This window comes from Ramlibacter sp. (genome assembly GCF_036383835.1).
GTDB lineage: Bacteria > Pseudomonadota > Gammaproteobacteria > Burkholderiales > Burkholderiaceae_C > Ramlibacter.
In genome coordinates this window covers 23,440-38,963 of the sequence record NZ_DASVNN010000160.1, presented here as the reverse complement: position 1 = coordinate 38,963, position 15,524 = coordinate 23,440, and the positions used below count along the sequence as shown (strand labels likewise).

17 protein-coding genes are annotated in these 15,524 nt (G+C 68.5%); 12 read left to right on the top strand and 5 right to left on the bottom strand.

Annotated elements, in window-relative coordinates; genetic code table 11:
* The 4 genes from VF522_RS24480 to VF522_RS24465 form a co-directional block, all read left to right on the top strand.
* Positions 1-1,662 (top strand): hybrid sensor histidine kinase/response regulator (locus tag VF522_RS24480; protein WP_330910956.1); only part of this gene is annotated, 1,662 nt, incomplete at its 5' end.
* The gene (locus VF522_RS24475; RefSeq protein ID WP_330910955.1) at positions 1,659-2,606 is read left to right on the top strand and encodes a response regulator; all 948 of its coding nucleotides are present in this window, start codon (positions 1,659-1,661) and stop codon (positions 2,604-2,606) included. The genes VF522_RS24480 and VF522_RS24475, both read left to right, overlap by 4 nt.
* 90 nt (positions 2,607-2,696) lie before the next feature.
* The gene (locus VF522_RS24470) at positions 2,697-3,173 is read left to right on the top strand and encodes a hypothetical protein (protein WP_330910954.1); all 477 of its coding nucleotides are present in this window, start codon (positions 2,697-2,699) and stop codon (positions 3,171-3,173) included.
* 118 nt (positions 3,174-3,291) lie between these two features.
* Positions 3,292-3,741, top strand: coding sequence for an SRPBCC family protein (locus tag VF522_RS24465; protein ID WP_330910953.1), 450 nt, complete (start codon positions 3,292-3,294; stop codon positions 3,739-3,741).
* Position 3,742: 1 nt separating this feature from the next.
* On the opposite strand, the gene VF522_RS24460 is transcribed toward VF522_RS24465, so the two are convergent.
* Complete coding sequence (locus tag VF522_RS24460) at positions 3,743-4,225, bottom strand: hypothetical protein (protein ID WP_330910952.1); 483 nt, start codon at positions 4,223-4,225, stop codon at positions 3,743-3,745.
* A gap of 189 nt (positions 4,226-4,414) precedes the next feature.
* Between VF522_RS24460 and VF522_RS24455 the strand changes: the two genes are divergently transcribed.
* Entirely contained in the window at positions 4,415-4,966 is a 552-nt protein-coding gene (locus VF522_RS24455; protein ID WP_330910951.1) for a hypothetical protein, read from the top strand.
* Positions 4,963-5,268, top strand: coding sequence for a hypothetical protein (locus VF522_RS24450; protein ID WP_330910950.1), 306 nt, complete (start codon positions 4,963-4,965; stop codon positions 5,266-5,268). Before VF522_RS24455 ends, VF522_RS24450 begins: the two co-directional genes overlap by 4 nt.
* Here the strand turns inward: VF522_RS24450 and VF522_RS24445 are convergent.
* Together VF522_RS24445 and VF522_RS24440 are read right to left on the bottom strand one after the other, a co-directional pair.
* Positions 5,265-6,260 (bottom strand): 4-hydroxythreonine-4-phosphate dehydrogenase PdxA, encoded by a 996-nt coding sequence (locus VF522_RS24445; RefSeq protein ID WP_330910949.1) that lies wholly within the window; start codon positions 6,258-6,260, stop codon positions 5,265-5,267. The two genes, VF522_RS24450 and VF522_RS24445, sit on opposite strands and share 4 nt — an antisense overlap.
* A gap of 2 nt (positions 6,261-6,262) precedes the next feature.
* Positions 6,263-7,252, bottom strand: a complete 990-nt coding sequence (locus tag VF522_RS24440) for a tripartite tricarboxylate transporter substrate binding protein (protein ID WP_330910948.1) — start codon at positions 7,250-7,252, stop codon at positions 6,263-6,265.
* Between the two features lie 121 nt (positions 7,253-7,373).
* On the opposite strand from VF522_RS24440, the gene VF522_RS24435 reads away from it, so the two are divergent.
* Complete coding sequence (locus VF522_RS24435) at positions 7,374-8,372, top strand: LysR family transcriptional regulator (RefSeq protein WP_330910947.1); 999 nt, start codon at positions 7,374-7,376, stop codon at positions 8,370-8,372.
* A gap of 10 nt (positions 8,373-8,382) precedes the next feature.
* Here the strand turns inward: VF522_RS24435 and VF522_RS24430 are convergent, their stop codons facing one another.
* Complete coding sequence (locus VF522_RS24430) at positions 8,383-8,997, bottom strand: hemerythrin domain-containing protein (protein ID WP_330910946.1); 615 nt, start codon at positions 8,995-8,997, stop codon at positions 8,383-8,385.
* A 197-nt stretch (positions 8,998-9,194) separates the two neighbouring features.
* On the opposite strand from VF522_RS24430, the gene urtA reads away from it, so the two are divergent.
* The 5 genes from urtA to urtE all read left to right on the top strand — a co-directional run bounded on the left by urtA (position 9,195) and on the right by urtE (position 15,017).
* The gene (gene urtA, locus VF522_RS24425) at positions 9,195-10,472 is read left to right on the top strand and encodes an urea ABC transporter substrate-binding protein (RefSeq protein ID WP_330910945.1); all 1,278 of its coding nucleotides are present in this window, start codon (positions 9,195-9,197) and stop codon (positions 10,470-10,472) included.
* Positions 10,473-10,581: 109 nt separating this feature from the next.
* Positions 10,582-12,153, top strand: a complete 1,572-nt coding sequence (gene urtB / locus VF522_RS24420; RefSeq protein WP_330910944.1) for an urea ABC transporter permease subunit UrtB — start codon at positions 10,582-10,584, stop codon at positions 12,151-12,153.
* A gap of 182 nt (positions 12,154-12,335) precedes the next feature.
* Entirely contained in the window at positions 12,336-13,358 is a 1,023-nt protein-coding gene (urtC, locus tag VF522_RS24415) for an urea ABC transporter permease subunit UrtC (RefSeq protein ID WP_414709582.1), read from the top strand.
* Positions 13,355-14,230 carry an urea ABC transporter ATP-binding protein UrtD gene (gene urtD / locus VF522_RS24410; protein WP_330910943.1) on the top strand — a complete coding sequence of 292 codons (876 nt, stop codon included), beginning with the start codon at positions 13,355-13,357 and terminating at the stop codon, positions 14,228-14,230. The genes urtC and urtD overlap by 4 nt, the downstream gene beginning before the upstream one ends.
* A gap of 94 nt (positions 14,231-14,324) precedes the next feature.
* Entirely contained in the window at positions 14,325-15,017 is a 693-nt protein-coding gene (gene urtE, locus VF522_RS24405) for an urea ABC transporter ATP-binding subunit UrtE (protein WP_330910942.1), read from the top strand.
* Positions 15,018-15,203: 186 nt separating this feature from the next.
* On the opposite strand, the gene VF522_RS24400 is transcribed toward urtE, so the two are convergent.
* On the bottom strand, positions 15,204-15,449 hold the full coding sequence (locus VF522_RS24400) for a hypothetical protein (protein WP_330910941.1): 246 nt from the start codon (positions 15,447-15,449) through the stop codon (positions 15,204-15,206).
* Positions 15,450-15,524: the final 75 nt, after the last annotated feature.

The window sequence follows — 15,524 nt, the reverse complement described above, 5'->3', positions numbered from 1 at the left end:
GCGGTGTTCGGCCTGCTGTACCACCAGGAGCTGCAGCAGGCGCAGCACGTCGCCGTCGAGGCCTTGCGCGCGACCTTCATCAAGGCCTACTTCGCGCTGCTGCTGGTGGCCGGCATCGTCGCCTGGTGGCTGGTGCTCGCGCACAAGAGCCGGCAGGTGGCGCAGGAGGAATCCAACCGCCAGGCGCACCTGCTGATGCGCGAGATCGACTCGCACCGGCAGACCGACGAGGCGCTGCAGCAGGCCAGGCAGGTCGCCGAGCAGGCGCGCCACGCGGCGGAGCAGGCCAACCAGGCCAAGAGCCGCTACATCAGCGCGATCAGCCACGAGCTGCGCACGCCCCTCAACAGCATCCTCGGCTATGCACAGCTGATGGGAGAGGACGCGGCGATGCCGTCCCATCGCAAGCACGCGATCCACGTGATCCGGCGCGGCGGCGAGCACCTGCTGTCGCTGATCGAGGGCACGCTGGACATCGCCCGCATCGAATCGGGCAAGCTCACGCTGAGCGCCAGGCCGATGCGCTTCGCCGACTTCGTGCACGAGCTCGCCAGCCTGTTCGAGCTGCAGGCCGCCGCCAAGGGCCTCGCCTTCCGCTTCGAGACGCAGGGTGCGCTGCCGGAGGTGGTGCGCGCCGACGAGAAGCGCGTGCGCCAGATCCTCATCAACCTGCTGGGCAACGCGATCAAGTTCACCGCCACCGGTCACGTCGTGTTCCGCGTGCGGCATGCGCGCGAGATGGCGGTGGTGGAAGTGGAGGACACCGGCCCGGGGCTTCCGGACGAGGAACTCGCGCACGTCTTCGAACCGTTCGCGCGCGGCAGCAGCGCCGGCCATGCCGTGCCCGGCGCGGGCCTGGGCCTGACGATCGCCAAGATGCTGACCGACCTGATGGGGGGTGAGCTGGGGGCGCGCAGCACGCCGGGCAGCGGTTCCGTCTTCCGCGTGCGGCTATTCCTGCCCGAAGTGCACGCGGTGCTGCCGCCGCAGGCGGTGCCGCGCGTGCGGCACGGCTATGCCGGCGCGCGGCGCCGCATCCTGGTGGTGGACAACGAGGAGGCCGACCGCGAACTGCTGGTGGCGCTGCTGGAGCCGCTCGGCTTCGAGCTGCGCACCGCCGCGAGCGGTCACGACGCGCTCGACCTGGTGGCGGCCGGCGTGCAGCCCGATGCGATCCTGATGGACCTGGCCATGCCGGGCATCGACGGCTGGGAAACGATCCGCCGCATCCGGCGCCTGCAGCCCTTGCGCGCGAAGATCGCGGTGGTGTCGGCCAATGCGTTCGACAAGGGACTGGAGAACGACGCCGGCATCCGGCCGGAGGACTTCATCCTGAAGCCGGTGCGGCACGGCGAACTGCTGGACTGGCTGGAGCGGCAACTGGGGCTGCAATGGCTGGAGGCGCCCGCACCCGCGATGCCGCCGGCCGTGCCGGCGACGCTCCCGGCGGTCCGGCCGCGCGAGGACTTGCTCGCGCCGCTGCGGCACGCGGTGCAGCTCGGTTACTACCGCGGCATCCTGCAGCAGCTGGATGCCATCGACACGCAGCAGCCGGAATGCGCGGCTTTCACCGGCGCGCTGCGCGAGCTGGCGCGCCAGTTCCAGTTCGAGGCGATCGCGCGCGAGCTGGCGCGGCCGCAGTCCGAAGGAGCGATGCCATGAAGTCCATGCTGGACCGCACCGACAGCGACGTGGTGCTGGTGGTGGACGACGTGCCCGACAACCTGTCGGTGCTGCACGATGCGCTGGACGAGTCCGGCTACACGGTGCTGGTCGCCACCAGCGGCGAAGCGGCGCTGCAGCGCGCGGCGCAGGCGCTGCCCGACATCGTGCTGCTCGACGCGATGATGCCGGGCCTCGACGGCTTCGAGGTCGCCAGGCGGCTGAAGGCCGGTGCCGGCACGGCCCACATCCCGATCATCTTCATGACGGGGCTCACGGAAACCGAGCACCTGGTCGCGGCGCTGGAAGCCGGCGGCGTCGACTACGTGACCAAGCCGATCAAGCCGAAGGAAGTGCTCGCGCGCATGGGCGTGCACCTGCAGGGCGCGCGCCTCGCGCGCCAGACGCGCAACGCGCTCGACGCCTTCGGCTACGCGAGCATCGCGGTGCGTCCCGCCGACGGCCGCCTGATGTGGCAGACGCCGCTGGCCCGCGAGCTGCTGCACACGTACTACGGCACCAGCGCGCCGGACACGCCGCCCGCCATCCTCGACTGGCTGCGGCGCCACCTGAAGGAAGCGGAACGCCAGATCGAGCCGCCCCGCCTGTGCGCCGAGATCGGCGCGCGCCGCCTCTCGATCCGCCTGCACCGCCAGACCGGCGACGAGGACTGGCTGATCGTGATGCGCGAGGTGTCGGACGCCGCGATCATCGAGTCCATGAGCCTCGCCTTCAAGCTCACGGCGCGCGAGGCCGAGGTGCTGTACTGGGTGGTGAAGGGCAAGATCAACCGCGACATCGCCGACATCCTCGGATCGAGTCCCGCAACTGTGAAGAAACATCTCGAACGTGTCTTCGCGAAACTCGGCGTCGAAACGCGCACCGCGGCCGCCGGCATGGCGATGAACCGCATCCGGCAATTGCACCCGCAATTCGAGGGCTGAATTTCCGCCTGGCATGCCGGCGCTGCCAGCCATCCGGCCGTGCTTGCCGTTCGTGCGCACTCTCCGGCAGATTCCGGACGGGAGCACGCCATGCGAAAACCCGTCAACTACCTGTTCGTTGCGACGGCCGCCCTGGGCGGCTGTGCCCTGCCCATGGGTCCGCAATCCCGCGCGGACTTCGTGCAGGAGATGAAGGCCGGCACCTCGATCACCGGGATCGACGGCCACATCGCGCCCCGCCGCTTCGACCAGGTGGTCGGCGCCCTGCAGCGCAAGGCCGACGAGTGCCTCAACCTGAAGAAGCGCCGCGAGGAAGTGCACACGGCGCTGAAGATGGTGGGCAGCGGCCGCGCGGAGCTGACGATGCAGGTCGCCGGCGCATCCGCTCCCCTGCTGCGCAAGGTGCCCCGCGGCGGCGCCTATGTTCTTGCGGTGGATATCGAGCACGTGTCGCCGTCGATGACGCGCCTGACCTACTACGGCCCCGGCATCGAAGCCGGCCAGCAGGATTGGGTGGCGATCAAGGAATGGAGCGACGGCCAGGCCGCGCCCTGTCCGGTCTCCTGAGCGGCTAAGCTCTCGCCGGGTCCGGGCGACCGGCGGACGCCGGCTTGTCGATTCCGCGCCGTCCCGATCGTCATGGCAGCAGAGGGAACGTCCTCTCTGATCCACCAGGAGATAGCACATGAGCACCCCGACCGTCCGCCTGCACCGCGTGATCCGTTCCACTCCCGACCGGCTCTACCGCGCCTTCCTCGATCCGGCGGCGATGGCCAAGTGGCTGCCGCCGTTCGGCTTCACCGGCACCGTCCATCAGATGGACGCGAAAGTCGGCGGGCAGTGGCGCATGTCGTTCACCAACTTCACCAACGGCCACGGCCACTCCTTCGGCGGCACCTACCTGGAGCTGAAGCCCGGCGAGCGCCTGCGCTACACCAGCCGCTTCGACGATCCCAACCTGCCGGGGGAGATGACCACCACGGTGGTGCTGACGGCCACGCCGGTGGGGATCGAGATGCACGTCACGCAGGAGAACATCCCCGCGGTGATCCCGCTGGCTGCGTGCTACCTCGGATGGCAGGAGTCGCTGACGCAACTCGCGCAGCTGGTCGAGCCGGAAATCCGGGAGGGCTGATTCAGCCCACCGCCTTCGGCCCGCTCTCGAGTCCCGACAGTTCGATCAGTCCGCGCAGGATCGTCTCCGTCGCCGCGATCAGGTGCGGATGGCGGTCCTGGCCGACGTAGGTGCACTCGTGCACGATGAGGTCGCGATACAGCGTCGCGATCTCGAACAGCTCCCAGTCTTCCTGCCCGAAATGTTGCGCGCCGCGTTCGGCGCCGCGCAGCCGCAGCACTTCCTCCACGAGTTCCACCGGGCCGCTGGCGCGGTATTGCCGGTGCCGCATCTCCGCGGTGCTGGCGGGACGGCCGGAGGCGTGCACCACCAGCGAACGGGCGAGCGCTTCCACGGCCGACACGGCGGTCACGAGGCGCGTCGATCCCATTTCGCCGTGCGCGCTCGCCAGCCGCTGCTTGATCACGCGCAGGCGCGCCGCCGGCGTCGCGATCGCGTAGGCACGCAGCAGTTCCGCGGGGTGCTCCATCAGTTCGGCGTTCATGCGAGGCAGTCTAGGCGCGGGTGTCGCATCGCCGCGCGTACTCCGCCACGTTTTGCGGCAAACGTGCCGCAGGTGTGGCAGCGGCGTCACAGGGTTTGGTTACATCTGCGGTCTTTCCGTTGCGCGGCTACAGAATGTCCCCATGGCGGCGCCGCGAGGAGGACACAGCGGCCGCACGCTCACAACGACATGAGTGCAATGGAGGGCCGGCTTTACACCGTGGAGCGCACGCCGCGCGGCGTGCGCGTGACCATCCCTGCGCAACGCGAGTGGCTGGCGATCGCGTGGATCGGCGCGTGCGCGGTGATCTGGGGCGTGATCGAGATCGTCACCGCGCGCCAGTTGCTCGCGGGACGCGATCCGGAGGAGGGCGCCGCGGCCTTCCTCGTGATGTGGCTCGCGCTCTGGAGCACCGGCGGCATCATCCTGTTCTCCACGCTCGCATGGCACCTGGTGGGCCGCGAGGTGATCACGATCACCGACAGGAGCTGGACGTACCGCGCCGAAGCCTTCGGCCTGGGGCGCACGAAGGTCTACCACGCGATCGCGGTGAAGAACCTGCGCGCGCTGCCCTACGACCCGCCCCCGCTGTTCACCCAGCGTTCGTGGCCGCTGCCGCCCGTGCTCGGCGGCGGGCAGGGACCGCTCGCGTTCGACTACGGCTCGCGCATCGTGCGCTTCGGGCCTTCGCTCGACACGTCGCAGGCCATGCGGCTGGTGCGCGCACTGGAGGACGCGTGAAGCCGCGCCGTTTCACCGCGCGTTGCGCGACGGCTGCGCTCTGCCTGCTGCTGTCGGCCTGCGTGCTCGTGCCGAGGACGCAAGAGACCTGGGATCCCGAGTGCCGCACCATCGCCAGGAGCATGACGCTGCAGCCTGTGCAGATCGCCTCCTTCGGTGGCTGCTACAACGAGGGGTGCGCGGCGCTGCTGGTGGTGGCCGGCGCCACGACCGCGGTCAGCGCGGTCGTGTCCGGCAGCATCGCCGTGGTCGGCAACGCCGTCTACTGGCTGGAGAAACAAGGGCGCTGCCAGCGCGCCTAGGCCCGCGCGGCGATCTGCACGCACAGGTCGAAGGCGTGCTGCAGGCCGTCGATGCGGGCGATGCCCTTGCCGGCGATGTCGAACGCGCTGCCGCTGGCCGACGTCGCCACCGGCACCGGCAGGCCGCCGTGCAGCGTGACGCCGCGCTCGAATCCCATCAGCTTCATCGCGATCTGGCCCTGGTCGTGGTACATCGACACGACCGCGTCGAAGTCGCCGCGGCGCGCCGCGATGAACACCGTGTCGGGCGACCACGGGCCGCTCGCGTCCAGGCCGTCGCGCTTGAGCCGCTCCACCGCCGGCGCGATCACCTCGATCTCCTCCAGGCCGATCGAGCCGCCGTCGCCGGCGTGCGGGTTGAGGCCCGACACCGCGATGCGGGGACGCGCGATGCCGGCGCTGCGCAGCGCCTTGTCGATGATGTGCACCGCCTCGCCCACGCTTTCCTGCGTGATGAGGTCCGCCACTTCGCGCAGCGGCACGTGCGAAGTCACGCGCGAGGTCCACAGCTGGTCGGTGATGTTGAACTCGCAGGTGAAGCCCGGCACCTCGAAGCGCTGCTGCATGAAGCGCAGCTCGTCTTCCTCGTCCATGCCGGCCAGGCGCAGGGAATGCTTGTTCAACGGGGCGAACAGGATGCCCTGCACCGCGCCATGCTTCGCCAGCTCGGTGGCGACGGTGAGGGCCTGCAGCACGGCCTGTCCGGCCGGCACGCTGCACTCGCCCAGCTTCGCGAAACCCGCCGGCTCCGGTTGCACCAGGTGCGTGATGCGGCCGGCCTCGAAGCGCAGCGGGTCGCCCGGACGCAGCGCGATCACGTCCAGCTTGGTGCCGGCGATCTTCTCGCCGGCAGCCAGCACCGACGGCGGCGCGATCAGCAGCAGTTCGGCCGCATCGCGGTTCTCCGCGCGCGCCAGCAGTTTCACGCCCATCTCGGGGCCGACGCCCGCAGGGTCGCCCAGCAGCACCGCGAGGCGCGGCTTCTTCGTCATGCTCACATCCCCTCCGCCTTGATGTTGGCGTCCTTCACCAGCTTGCGGAAGCGGTCGAACTCCTGCTTGTTCATGTCGGCGAACTGGTCGCCCGTGAGCGTGCCCACGTCGCCGCCCATGCCCTTGATGCGAGCCTGCACGTCGGGCAGCTTCAGCACCTTCACCAGTTCGGCGGTGAGCTGCTCCACCACCGGCTTGGGCGTGTTGCCGGTGACGAAGAGGCCGTACCAGGTGGCGACGTCGACGCCCTTCACGCCGGCTTCGGACATGGTGGGCACGTCCGGCATCTCGGCGGAGCGGCGTTCGGACATCACTGCGAGCGCGCGGAACTTGCCGGCCTTGATCTGGCCCATGGCGGAGGACGTGGAGTCGAACATCATCGTGACGTCGCCGCCGATGATGTCCACGTGCGCCTGCGCGCTGCCCTTGTAGGGAATGTGGATCGCCTTGGTGCCGGTGGCCAGGTTGAAGGCCTCGCCGGCGATGTGCTGCGTGCTGCCGATGCCGGAGGAGGCGTACTTCAGCGCGCCGGGGTTCTGCGCCATCGCGGCCGCGACGTCCTTGACCGACTTGTAGGGCGAGTTGGCCGAGACCACCAGCACGTTGGGCATCACGGCCACCAGGCCGATCGGCTGCAGGTCCTTCAGCGGGTCGAACTTCAGCTTCAGAAGGTGCGGCGCGATCGCCTGCGCCGTATTGGTGGCCAGCAGCAGCGTGTAGCCGTCGGCGGGCGCCTTGGCCGTGATCTCGGCGGCGATGGTGTTGGACGCGCCGGGGCGGTTCTCGATCACCACGGACTGCTTGAAGTCGGCCGCGAGCTTCTCGCCCAGCATGCGCGCCAGGATGTCGGTGCCGCCGCCGGGCGAGGCTCCGACCAGGATGCGCAGCGGCTTGTCGGGCCACGCCTGGGCCAGGGCGGGCGTGCCCGCGGCGGCGGTCAGCGCGAAGGCCGCGAGCGACAGGGCGGCGCGGCGGCGGGAGAAAGTCTGCATGGATGTCTCCTTGGGTGCGTGCCGGTCGTTCCGCCGGCCTCCGGCGCAGGGTAAGGGTCACAGCCCATTCCGTGCCAATGAAATTCCCGGAACAATCCATATAGCTTCGTATATCGCTCCCTTGGCCAAAGCCCTTTCCGACGCCGCCCTCCTGATGCGCCTGCGCACCCGGCAACTGCTGCTGCTGGAAGCGATCGGCCGCGAGCGCAACCTCGGCCGGGCCGCTGCGGCGCTCGGCATGAGCCAGCCCGCGGCGACCAAGCTGCTGCAGCAGGCGGAGGAGGCGCTGGGGGTGAGTCTCTTCACGCGGCTGGCGCGCGGCATGGAGCCCACGCCTACCGGCGAGGTGCTGATCCGCTTCGCGCGGCAGTCGCTGGTGGATTTCGGTTTCGCCCGCGCCCAGATGTCGGCGCTGCGATCGGGCCTGCACGGGCGCCTGCGCCTGGGCAGCGTGCCGGGCGCGCTGCCGGAACTGCTGGCGCCGGCACTGGCGGAATACAAGCGCCAGCATCCGCGCGTGGCAGTCTCGTTGCTGGTGGAAACCAGCGACGTGATGCTGGACCTGCTGGAGCGCGGCGAGGTCGACCTGGTGCTGGGGCGACCGACCGAGGGTCACTCGGACGAGGAACTGGAGATCCGGCCGCTGCTGGGCGAAGCGCAGGTCGCCGTCGTGCGCAGCGGCCATCCGCTGCTGAAGAAGGCGAAGCCCGTGCTTGAAGACCTGGTGCGCTGGCCCTGGATCCTGCAGCCGCCCGGCTCGCCGCAGCGCAGCCGCTTCGAGGCGGCGCTGCGCGAGGCGGGACTGCACGCGCGTCTCGACATCACCGAGACCGCGTCCACCGTCGCCACCACCGTGCTGCTGGAAGCCAGCGACATGGCGGCGATCATGCCGGCCTCATTGGCGGCGCACTATGCGCGGCTGGGCGTGCTGCAGGTGGTGCCCATGGAGTTGCCGCTGCAGGTGCCGTCGATCCACCTGGTGACGCGCAGGCATCGGGAGCTGTCGCCGGCGGCGGAGAGTTTCGTGGAGGTGCTGCAAGCCGTCGTTCCCGCGGAGGCGGGAATCCACGGCATCGAGAGCAGGGCGGGACGCCCTGGGTCCCCGCCTGCGCGGGGATGACGAGGGGACTTCAGGTCGTCCGCGTAAACCGCGACCGCGCCGCCGCAAGGCGATCGCCGGTGCGGTGCCGGGTGAGCAGGTACCCCGCCGTCAGCAGCGCACTCCCCGCCGCGAGGACGGTGCCGGTGCTCATCGAGCGCGCGAAGCTGCTCGCCAGCTCCGTCGCACGCGGACCCGCCAGTTCCAGCCGGCGCTTGGTCATGCGCGCGCCCAGCTCGTGCAGCTGGTCGGGGATCAGCCGTTCGGCCGCCGGCAGCAGCATCGTTTCCTCGTCGGCCACGTGGTGCATCACGTGCCGCATCAGCTCGAAGAAGGTGTCGTCGAAGGCCGGGTCGTTCACCGGCATGTTGCGCAGGCGGGAGATCAGGCCGCGCATCTCGTCGTGCTCGGGCGTGCTCTTGCGCAGGATTTCGTTGTCCGCCACGACCCGCATCGCCGGATAGAAGATTTCCTCTTCCAGCTGGGTGTGGATCTCGAGGGCGAGGCAGACGTTGTCGACGATGCCCTTCTTCAGCCGCGGCGACGAGCCGATCTCGTACTGGTGGAACGCCGTGAGCACGTGCGTGTGGTCCAGCCGGATCATGTTGGCGATGCTCGGCGAGAACTGGGACAGCATGGATGTCATGGGCGAAGGCCTCCGCGAGATGGCAATGCAGTGTCCCGATTGGAGCCTCGCGGCGCATCCCCCATGTGTCGGACGGTGACGCCGGGGGCTGTCGGCCGGGCCGATGAAATGGCCGGGCTGTACGCCATGTGTCGTATGGCCCGGCAGGGGGCCCCTTCCTACGATGGCTCCGTTCCCCACCTCACCTGGAGTCACACATGCAACGTCGTTTCACCCTCAAGGCGCTCACCGCCGCCGTCGCGCTCGCGAGCACGGCCGGTGCGGCCTTCGCGCAGTCCAAGGACACCATCAAGGTCGGCATCCTGCACAGCCTGTCGGGCACGATGGCGATCTCCGAGACCGTGCTGAAGGACACCGCCCTGATGGCGATCGAGGAGATCAACGCCAAGGGCGGCGTGCTCGGCAAGAAGCTCGAGCCGGTGGTCGTCGACCCCGCTTCCAACTGGCCGCTGTTCGCCGAGAAGACCAAGCAGCTGCTGACGCAGGACAAGGTCGCGGTGATCTTCGGCTGCTGGACGTCGGTCAGCCGCAAGTCGGTGCTGCCGGTGGTCGAGGAGCTCAACGGCCTGCTCTTCTATCCCGTGCAGTACGAAGGCGAGGAGCTCTCCAAGAACGTGTTCTATACCGGCGCGGCGCCCAACCAGCAGGCGATCCCGGCGGTCGAGTACCTGATGTCCAAGGACGGCGGCGGCGCCAAGCGCTTCGTGCTGCTGGGCACCGACTACGTCTATCCGCGCACCACCAACAAGATCCTGCGCTCCTTCCTGAAGTCCAAGGGCGTCGCTGAAGGCGACATCATGGAGGAGTACACCCCCTTCGGCCACAGCGACTACCAGACCATCATCGCCAAGGTGAAGAAGTTCGCCGGCGAGGGCAAGAAGACGGCGGTGATCTCCACCATCAACGGCGACTCCAACGTGCCCTTCTACAAGGAGCTGGGCAATGCCGGCCTGAAGGCCAAGGACGTCCCGGTGGTCGCCTTCTCGGTGGGCGAGGAGGAACTGCGCGGCGTCGACACCAAGCCGCTGGTGGGCCACCTGGCCGCCTGGAACTACTTCATGTCGGTGAAGAACGGCAGCAACGACGAGTTCACCAAGAAGTGGTCGTCCTATGCCAAGACCAAGGGCATCGCCGGCCACAAGGACAAGCCGCTGACCAACGACCCGATGGAAGCCACCTACATCGGCGTCTACATGTGGAAGCAGGCCGTGGAGAAGGCCAAGAGCACGGACGTCGACAAGGTCATCGCCGCGATGGGCGGCCAGACCTTCAAGGCGCCGTCGGGCTTCGTCGCCAAGATGGACGAGAAGAACCACCACCTGCACAAGCCGGTGTTCATCGGCGAAGTGAAGGCCGACGGCCAGTTCAACGTGGTGTGGAAGACCCCCGGCCCGGTGAAGGCCAAGCCCTGGTCGCCCTTCATCGACGGCAACGACAAGAAGAAGGACGAGCCGGACGGCAAGTCGAAGCTGTAAGACAAGGCTTTGTCATTGCGGGCTTGACCCGCAATCCAGGCGGCGGCTGCATGACCGCCGTCTGGATCCCGGGTCGAGCCCGGGATGACAAGCATCTTCGGTTCCTCCGATGTTCAAACGACTCCTCCTGCTGCTCGCGCTGCTGGCAGCCGGCGCCTCCCACGCCCTCACGCCCCAAGAAGCCCGCGCCCTCGCCCTCGGCGACTCCGACGCGCGCATCGAGTCCCTCAACAAGGCCGTCGCGGCCGCCGACGACAGGACCGCCGCCTTCCTCCAGGCGCTGGCCGATGACGCCGTGAAGTTCGCGGGCGACAAGGTCTTCGTCGTGAAGGACGGCAAAGGCTTCGACCCGGTCACGGGCGCCGAAGCCGCGCTGCCGGACGGCGCCGAGGACGTGATCAACAACAACCGCATGCGCGGCGAACTGGACACCGCCCTGGCGGCGCTGAAGCTGTTCTCGAAGGACGCCAAGCTGCGTGCCGCCGCCGTCGCCGAACTGCAGAAGGAGCCCGACGAAGCCAAGCTGCCGCTGATCGAGAAGGCCTATGCCGCGGAACAGGTGGCATCGATCAAGGAGCAGCTCGCGCTGGTGCGCGCCGCGGCCCTCCTGGGCAGCAGCGACAGGGCGCGCCGGCTCGAAGCCGCGCAGATGCTGTCGGCGAGCCGCAGTCCCGCCACGCGCGGCCTGCTGCTGCAAAGGCTCAAGGACGAGAGCGACGCGGAAGTGAAGGGCGCGTTGCAGGCCTCGATCCGCAACCTCGAAGGCTCGCTAGTGTGGGGCGAGCGTGCCGCCGCCGTGTTCTCCGGCATCAGCCTGGGCTCGATCCTCCTGCTGGTGGCGCTGGGCCTGGCGATCACCTACGGCCTGATGGGCGTGATCAACATGGCGCACGGCGAGCTGATGATGATCGGCGCCTACGCCACGTATGTCGTGCAGGGCGTGTTCCAGAAATACCTGCCCGGCGCCTTCGACTGGTATCTGCTGGCCGCCGTGCCGGTGTCCTTCGCCGCCTCGGCGCTGATGGGCGCCATCCTGGAGCGCGGCGTGATCCGCTTCCTCTACGGCCGGCCGCTGGAGACGCTGCTCGCCACCTGGGGCATCAGCCTGGTGCTGATGCAGCTGGTCCGCTCGGTCTTCGGCGCGCAGAACGTCGGCGTCGAGAACCCCAGCTGGATGAGCGGCGGCGTGCAGTTGCTGGGGAACCTGCAGCTGCCGTGGAACCGCCTCGTGATCGTCGGCTTCGCCTTCGCCGTCCTGTTCGGCATGGCCTTCCTGATCTCGCGCACTCGGCTCGGCCTGTTCGTGCGCGGCGTCACGCAGAACCGGCCGATCGCCTCCTGCATGGGCGTGAACACGGCGCGCGTGGACACCTACGCCTTCGCGCTCGGCTCCGGCATCGCGGGACTCGCGGGTTGTGCCCTGAGCCAGATCGGCAACGTCGGCCCGGACCTCGGGCAGGCGTACATCGTCGACTCCTTCATGGTGGTGGTGCTGGGCGGCGTGGGACAGCTCGCGGGCACGGTGTACGCCGCGCTGGGTCTCGGCATCCTCAACAAGTTCATCGAGGGCTGGGCCGGCGCGGTGCTGGCCAAGATCACGGTGCTGGTGCTGATCGTGGTGTTCATCCAGAAGCGGCCGCAGGGGTTGTTCGCGGTGAAGGGAAGGAGTGCGGAAGCATGAGTGCGGTTGTTCCCGAAGGCTCCTTCTCCCGCTTGCGGGAGAAGGCGGGGGATGAGGGACATGTTCGCGCCGACCCTCACCCCAACCCTCTCCCGCAAGCGGGAGAGGGAGTCAAGCTTCCCCCTGCTGCCAAGCTGCTCACGCGAAGCGGCTGGACCGCCTTCCTCGTCGCATTGATTGCAGTGTGTGCGATCGCCCCGCTCCTCAACCTCGTCGTCCCCGCCTCCAGCGCCTTCCACCTGAGCGACTACGCCGTCGCCCTGGTCGGCAAGATCATGTGCTACGCCATCTGCGCGCTGGCGATGGACCTGATCTGGGGCTACACCGGCATCCTGTCGCTGGGACACGGCCTGTTCTTCGCGCTCGGCGGCTATGCGATGGGCATGTACCTGATGCGGCAGATCGGCCGCGACGGCAACTACAGGAGCGACCTGCCGGACTTCATGGTGTTCCTGGACTGGAAGGCGCTGCCCTGGCACTGGAGCTTTTCGGACAGCTTCCTCGCCACGCTGTTCGTGATCGTCGCCGTGCCCGGCATCGTCGCCTTCGTGTTCGGCTACTTCGCCTTCCGCTCGCGCATCAAGGGCGTGTACTTCTCGATCATCACGCAGGCCCTGACCTTCGCGGCCATGCTGCTGTTCTTCCGCAACGAGACCGGCTTCGGCGGCAACAACGGCTTCACCGACTTCAAGCGCATCGCCGGCATCGCGATCGCCACGCCGCAGACGCGCATGGTGCTGTTCGTGCTCACGGGCGTGACGCTGCTCGGCTTCTTCCTGTTCGCGCGCTGGCTGGTGACGAGCAAGTTCGGCCGCGTGCTGCAGGCGATCCGCGATGCCGAATCGCGCGCCATGTTCTGCGGCTACAACCCCATCGGCTACAAGCTGACCATCTGGACGATCAGCGCCGTGATGTGCGGTGTCGCCGGCGCGCTGTACGTGCCGCAGGTCGGCATCATCAACCCGGGCGAGATGAGTCCGGCCAACTCGATCGAGATCGCGATCTGGGCCGCGGTGGGCGGCCGTGCGACGCTGGTGGGCCCGGTGGTCGGCGCCTTCCTGGTCAACGGCGCCAAGAGCTGGCTCACGGTGGCTGCACCGGAATACTGGCTGTACTTCCTGGGCGCCCTGTTCATCGTCGTCACGCTGTTCCTGCCGCAGGGCGTGGTGGGTCTCGCGAAGAAGCTGGGGAGGAAGGCCGCATGACGCCCGACCTGATGGACGAAGGCGCGCGCCGCGCCTCGGCGTACGTGCAGCTGGCCGCGCGCGGCAAGACGGAGTCGGGCGGCCGCGCCGCCGGCTTCGCGCGGCCGGTGGTGCCGGGCGACGTCGACATCACGCACGGCCGCATCCTGTACCTGGAGGACGTCGGCGTCAGCTTCGACGGCTTCAAGGCGATCGACAAGCTCTCGCTGGACATCGCGCCGGGCGAGCTGCGCTGCATCATCGGCCCCAACGGCGCCGGCAAGACGACGATGATGGACATCATCACCGGCAAGACGCGGCCGGACTCCGGCACCGTCTTCTTCGGCAGCACCATCGACCTGCTGCGCTACAAGGAAGCCGAGATCGCCCAGATGGGCATCGGCCGCAAGTTCCAGAAGCCCTCCGTGTTCGAGCAGCTCACGGTGGTGGAGAACCTGGAGCTGGCGCTGAAGACCGACAAGGGCGTGACGGCGTCGATGTTCTTCCGGGTCGATTCCGCGCAGTCGGACCGGCTCGCCGAGGTGATGCGCACCATCCACCTCGCGGAAAGCGGCGACCGGCTGGCCGGGACCTTGAGCCACGGCCAGAAGCAATGGCTGGAGATCGGCATGCTGCTGATGCAGGACCCGAAGCTGCTGCTGCTCGACGAACCGGTGGCCGGCATGACCGACGAGGAAACCGCGCGCACCGCGGACCTGTTCCTGTCGCTGAAGGGCCAGCACTCGCTGATGGTGGTGGAGCACGACATGGGCTTCATCCGGGCGATCTCCGAAAAGGTGACCGTGCTGCACGAGGGCTCGGTGCTGGCGGAAGGGACGCTGGAGCAGGTGCAGGGGGACGAGCGCGTGATCGAGGTTTACCTTGGGCGCTGAACCCCGTCATTCCCGCGGAGGCGGGAACCCAGGGCATTGCAACCAGGGCGCAAGCCCTGGATCCCCGCCTTCGCGGGGATGACGGAGTACGGACATGCTCTCCATCCACAACGTCAACCAGTACTACGGCGGCTCGCACATCCTGCGCGACGTGAGCCTCGAGGCGAAACAGGGCCAGGTCACCGTGATCCTGGGGCGCAACGGCGTCGGCAAGACCACGCTGCTGAAATCCTTGATGGGCCTGGTGCCGATCAAGACCGGCAGCATCGTCCTCGACGGCCAGGCCATCCAGCAGCGCACGCCCTACGAACGCGCCCGCGCCGGCATCGGCTTCGTGCCGCAGGGCCGCGAGATCTTCGCGCGGCTGTCGGTGGAGGAGAACCTGCGCATGGGGCTCGCCACGCAGAAGGCCGGCACCCCCATCCCGCAGGAGCTGTTCGAGCTGTTCCCGGTGTTGAAGCAGATGCTGCACCGGCGCGGCGGCGACCTCTCCGGCGGCCAGCAGCAGCAGCTCGCGATCGCGCGCGCCCTGGCGGCCAGGCCCAAGCTGCTGGTGCTGGACGAGCCGACCGAAGGCATCCAGCCGAGCATCATCAAGGACATCGGCCGCGTGATCCGCAGGCTCGCGGACCGCGGCGACATGGCGATCCTGCTGGTGGAGCAGTACTACGACTTCGCGCGCGAGCTGGCCGATGCCTATGCGGTGATGGAGCGCGGCGAAGTAGTGGCGCGCGGCCTGGGCAAGGACATGGAAGCGAACGGCGTCCGGCAGCTCGTAGCAATCTGAAAAGGTCCGGTCGCGGCCGGAGCTCTCCTACCGGCGCCGCCGCAGCTGCCCGGCATTCGGCGCGCGGCGATCTCCCTAGTCTGGAGACAGGCTAACCAGGAGAACTCAAATGGCCATCATCCTCTGGCTTCTCGGCGTCCCTCTCGCCATCGTGCTGCTGCTGATGCTGTTCGGCGTGATCTGACGTCAGCGCCTCTCGCGCGGCACTTCGCGTTCGGGAAGCTCGGTCTGGCGCCGGAGCTCCTCGGTCTGCCGGATCGTGCGGCTGGAAGCGTCGCCCGTGTTGCCGCCTTCGAATTCCTTCGCCGTCGCGGGACCGATCTCCGCTTCCTGGTTGGTGTAGGGCTGCCGGCCCGCGCCGCCATCCCAGCTCACTTCGTTGCGGTAACCGTGCTGCGCGTGGCCCTCGTTCTTGCGTTCGCTCTCGTTCATCGCGTTCTCCAAATGGATGGCCCGCCCAAGGGTGAGACCTTGCGGCGGGCCAGTGTGTAGGACGCTGCCGCCGAT

What these genes read in the sequence shown, in the direction of transcription:
- VF522_RS24460 (WP_330910952.1), bottom strand. Translation starts at nt 4,225, where the DNA reads ATGAACGCCGAACTGATGGAGCACCCCGCGGAACTGCTGCGTGCCTAC.
- VF522_RS24430 (WP_330910946.1), bottom strand. Translation starts at nt 8,997, where the DNA reads ATGACATCCATGCTGTCCCAGTTCTCGCCGAGCATCGCCAACATGATC.
- VF522_RS24440 (WP_330910948.1), bottom strand. Translation starts at nt 7,252, where the DNA reads ATGCAGACTTTCTCCCGCCGCCGCGCCGCCCTGTCGCTCGCGGCCTTC.
- VF522_RS24465 (WP_330910953.1), top strand. Translation starts at nt 3,292, where the DNA reads ATGAGCACCCCGACCGTCCGCCTGCACCGCGTGATCCGTTCCACTCCC.
- urtD (WP_330910943.1), top strand. Translation starts at nt 13,355, where the DNA reads ATGACGCCCGACCTGATGGACGAAGGCGCGCGCCGCGCCTCGGCGTAC.
- VF522_RS24475 (WP_330910955.1), top strand. Translation starts at nt 1,659, where the DNA reads ATGAAGTCCATGCTGGACCGCACCGACAGCGACGTGGTGCTGGTGGTG.
- VF522_RS24470 (WP_330910954.1), top strand. Translation starts at nt 2,697, where the DNA reads ATGCGAAAACCCGTCAACTACCTGTTCGTTGCGACGGCCGCCCTGGGC.
- VF522_RS24400 (WP_330910941.1), bottom strand. Translation starts at nt 15,449, where the DNA reads ATGAACGAGAGCGAACGCAAGAACGAGGGCCACGCGCAGCACGGTTAC.
- urtE (WP_330910942.1), top strand. Translation starts at nt 14,325, where the DNA reads ATGCTCTCCATCCACAACGTCAACCAGTACTACGGCGGCTCGCACATC.
- VF522_RS24445 (WP_330910949.1), bottom strand. Translation starts at nt 6,260, where the DNA reads ATGACGAAGAAGCCGCGCCTCGCGGTGCTGCTGGGCGACCCTGCGGGC.
- urtA (WP_330910945.1), top strand. Translation starts at nt 9,195, where the DNA reads ATGCAACGTCGTTTCACCCTCAAGGCGCTCACCGCCGCCGTCGCGCTC.
- urtB (WP_330910944.1), top strand. Translation starts at nt 10,582, where the DNA reads ATGTTCAAACGACTCCTCCTGCTGCTCGCGCTGCTGGCAGCCGGCGCC.
- VF522_RS24455 (WP_330910951.1), top strand. Translation starts at nt 4,415, where the DNA reads ATGAGTGCAATGGAGGGCCGGCTTTACACCGTGGAGCGCACGCCGCGC.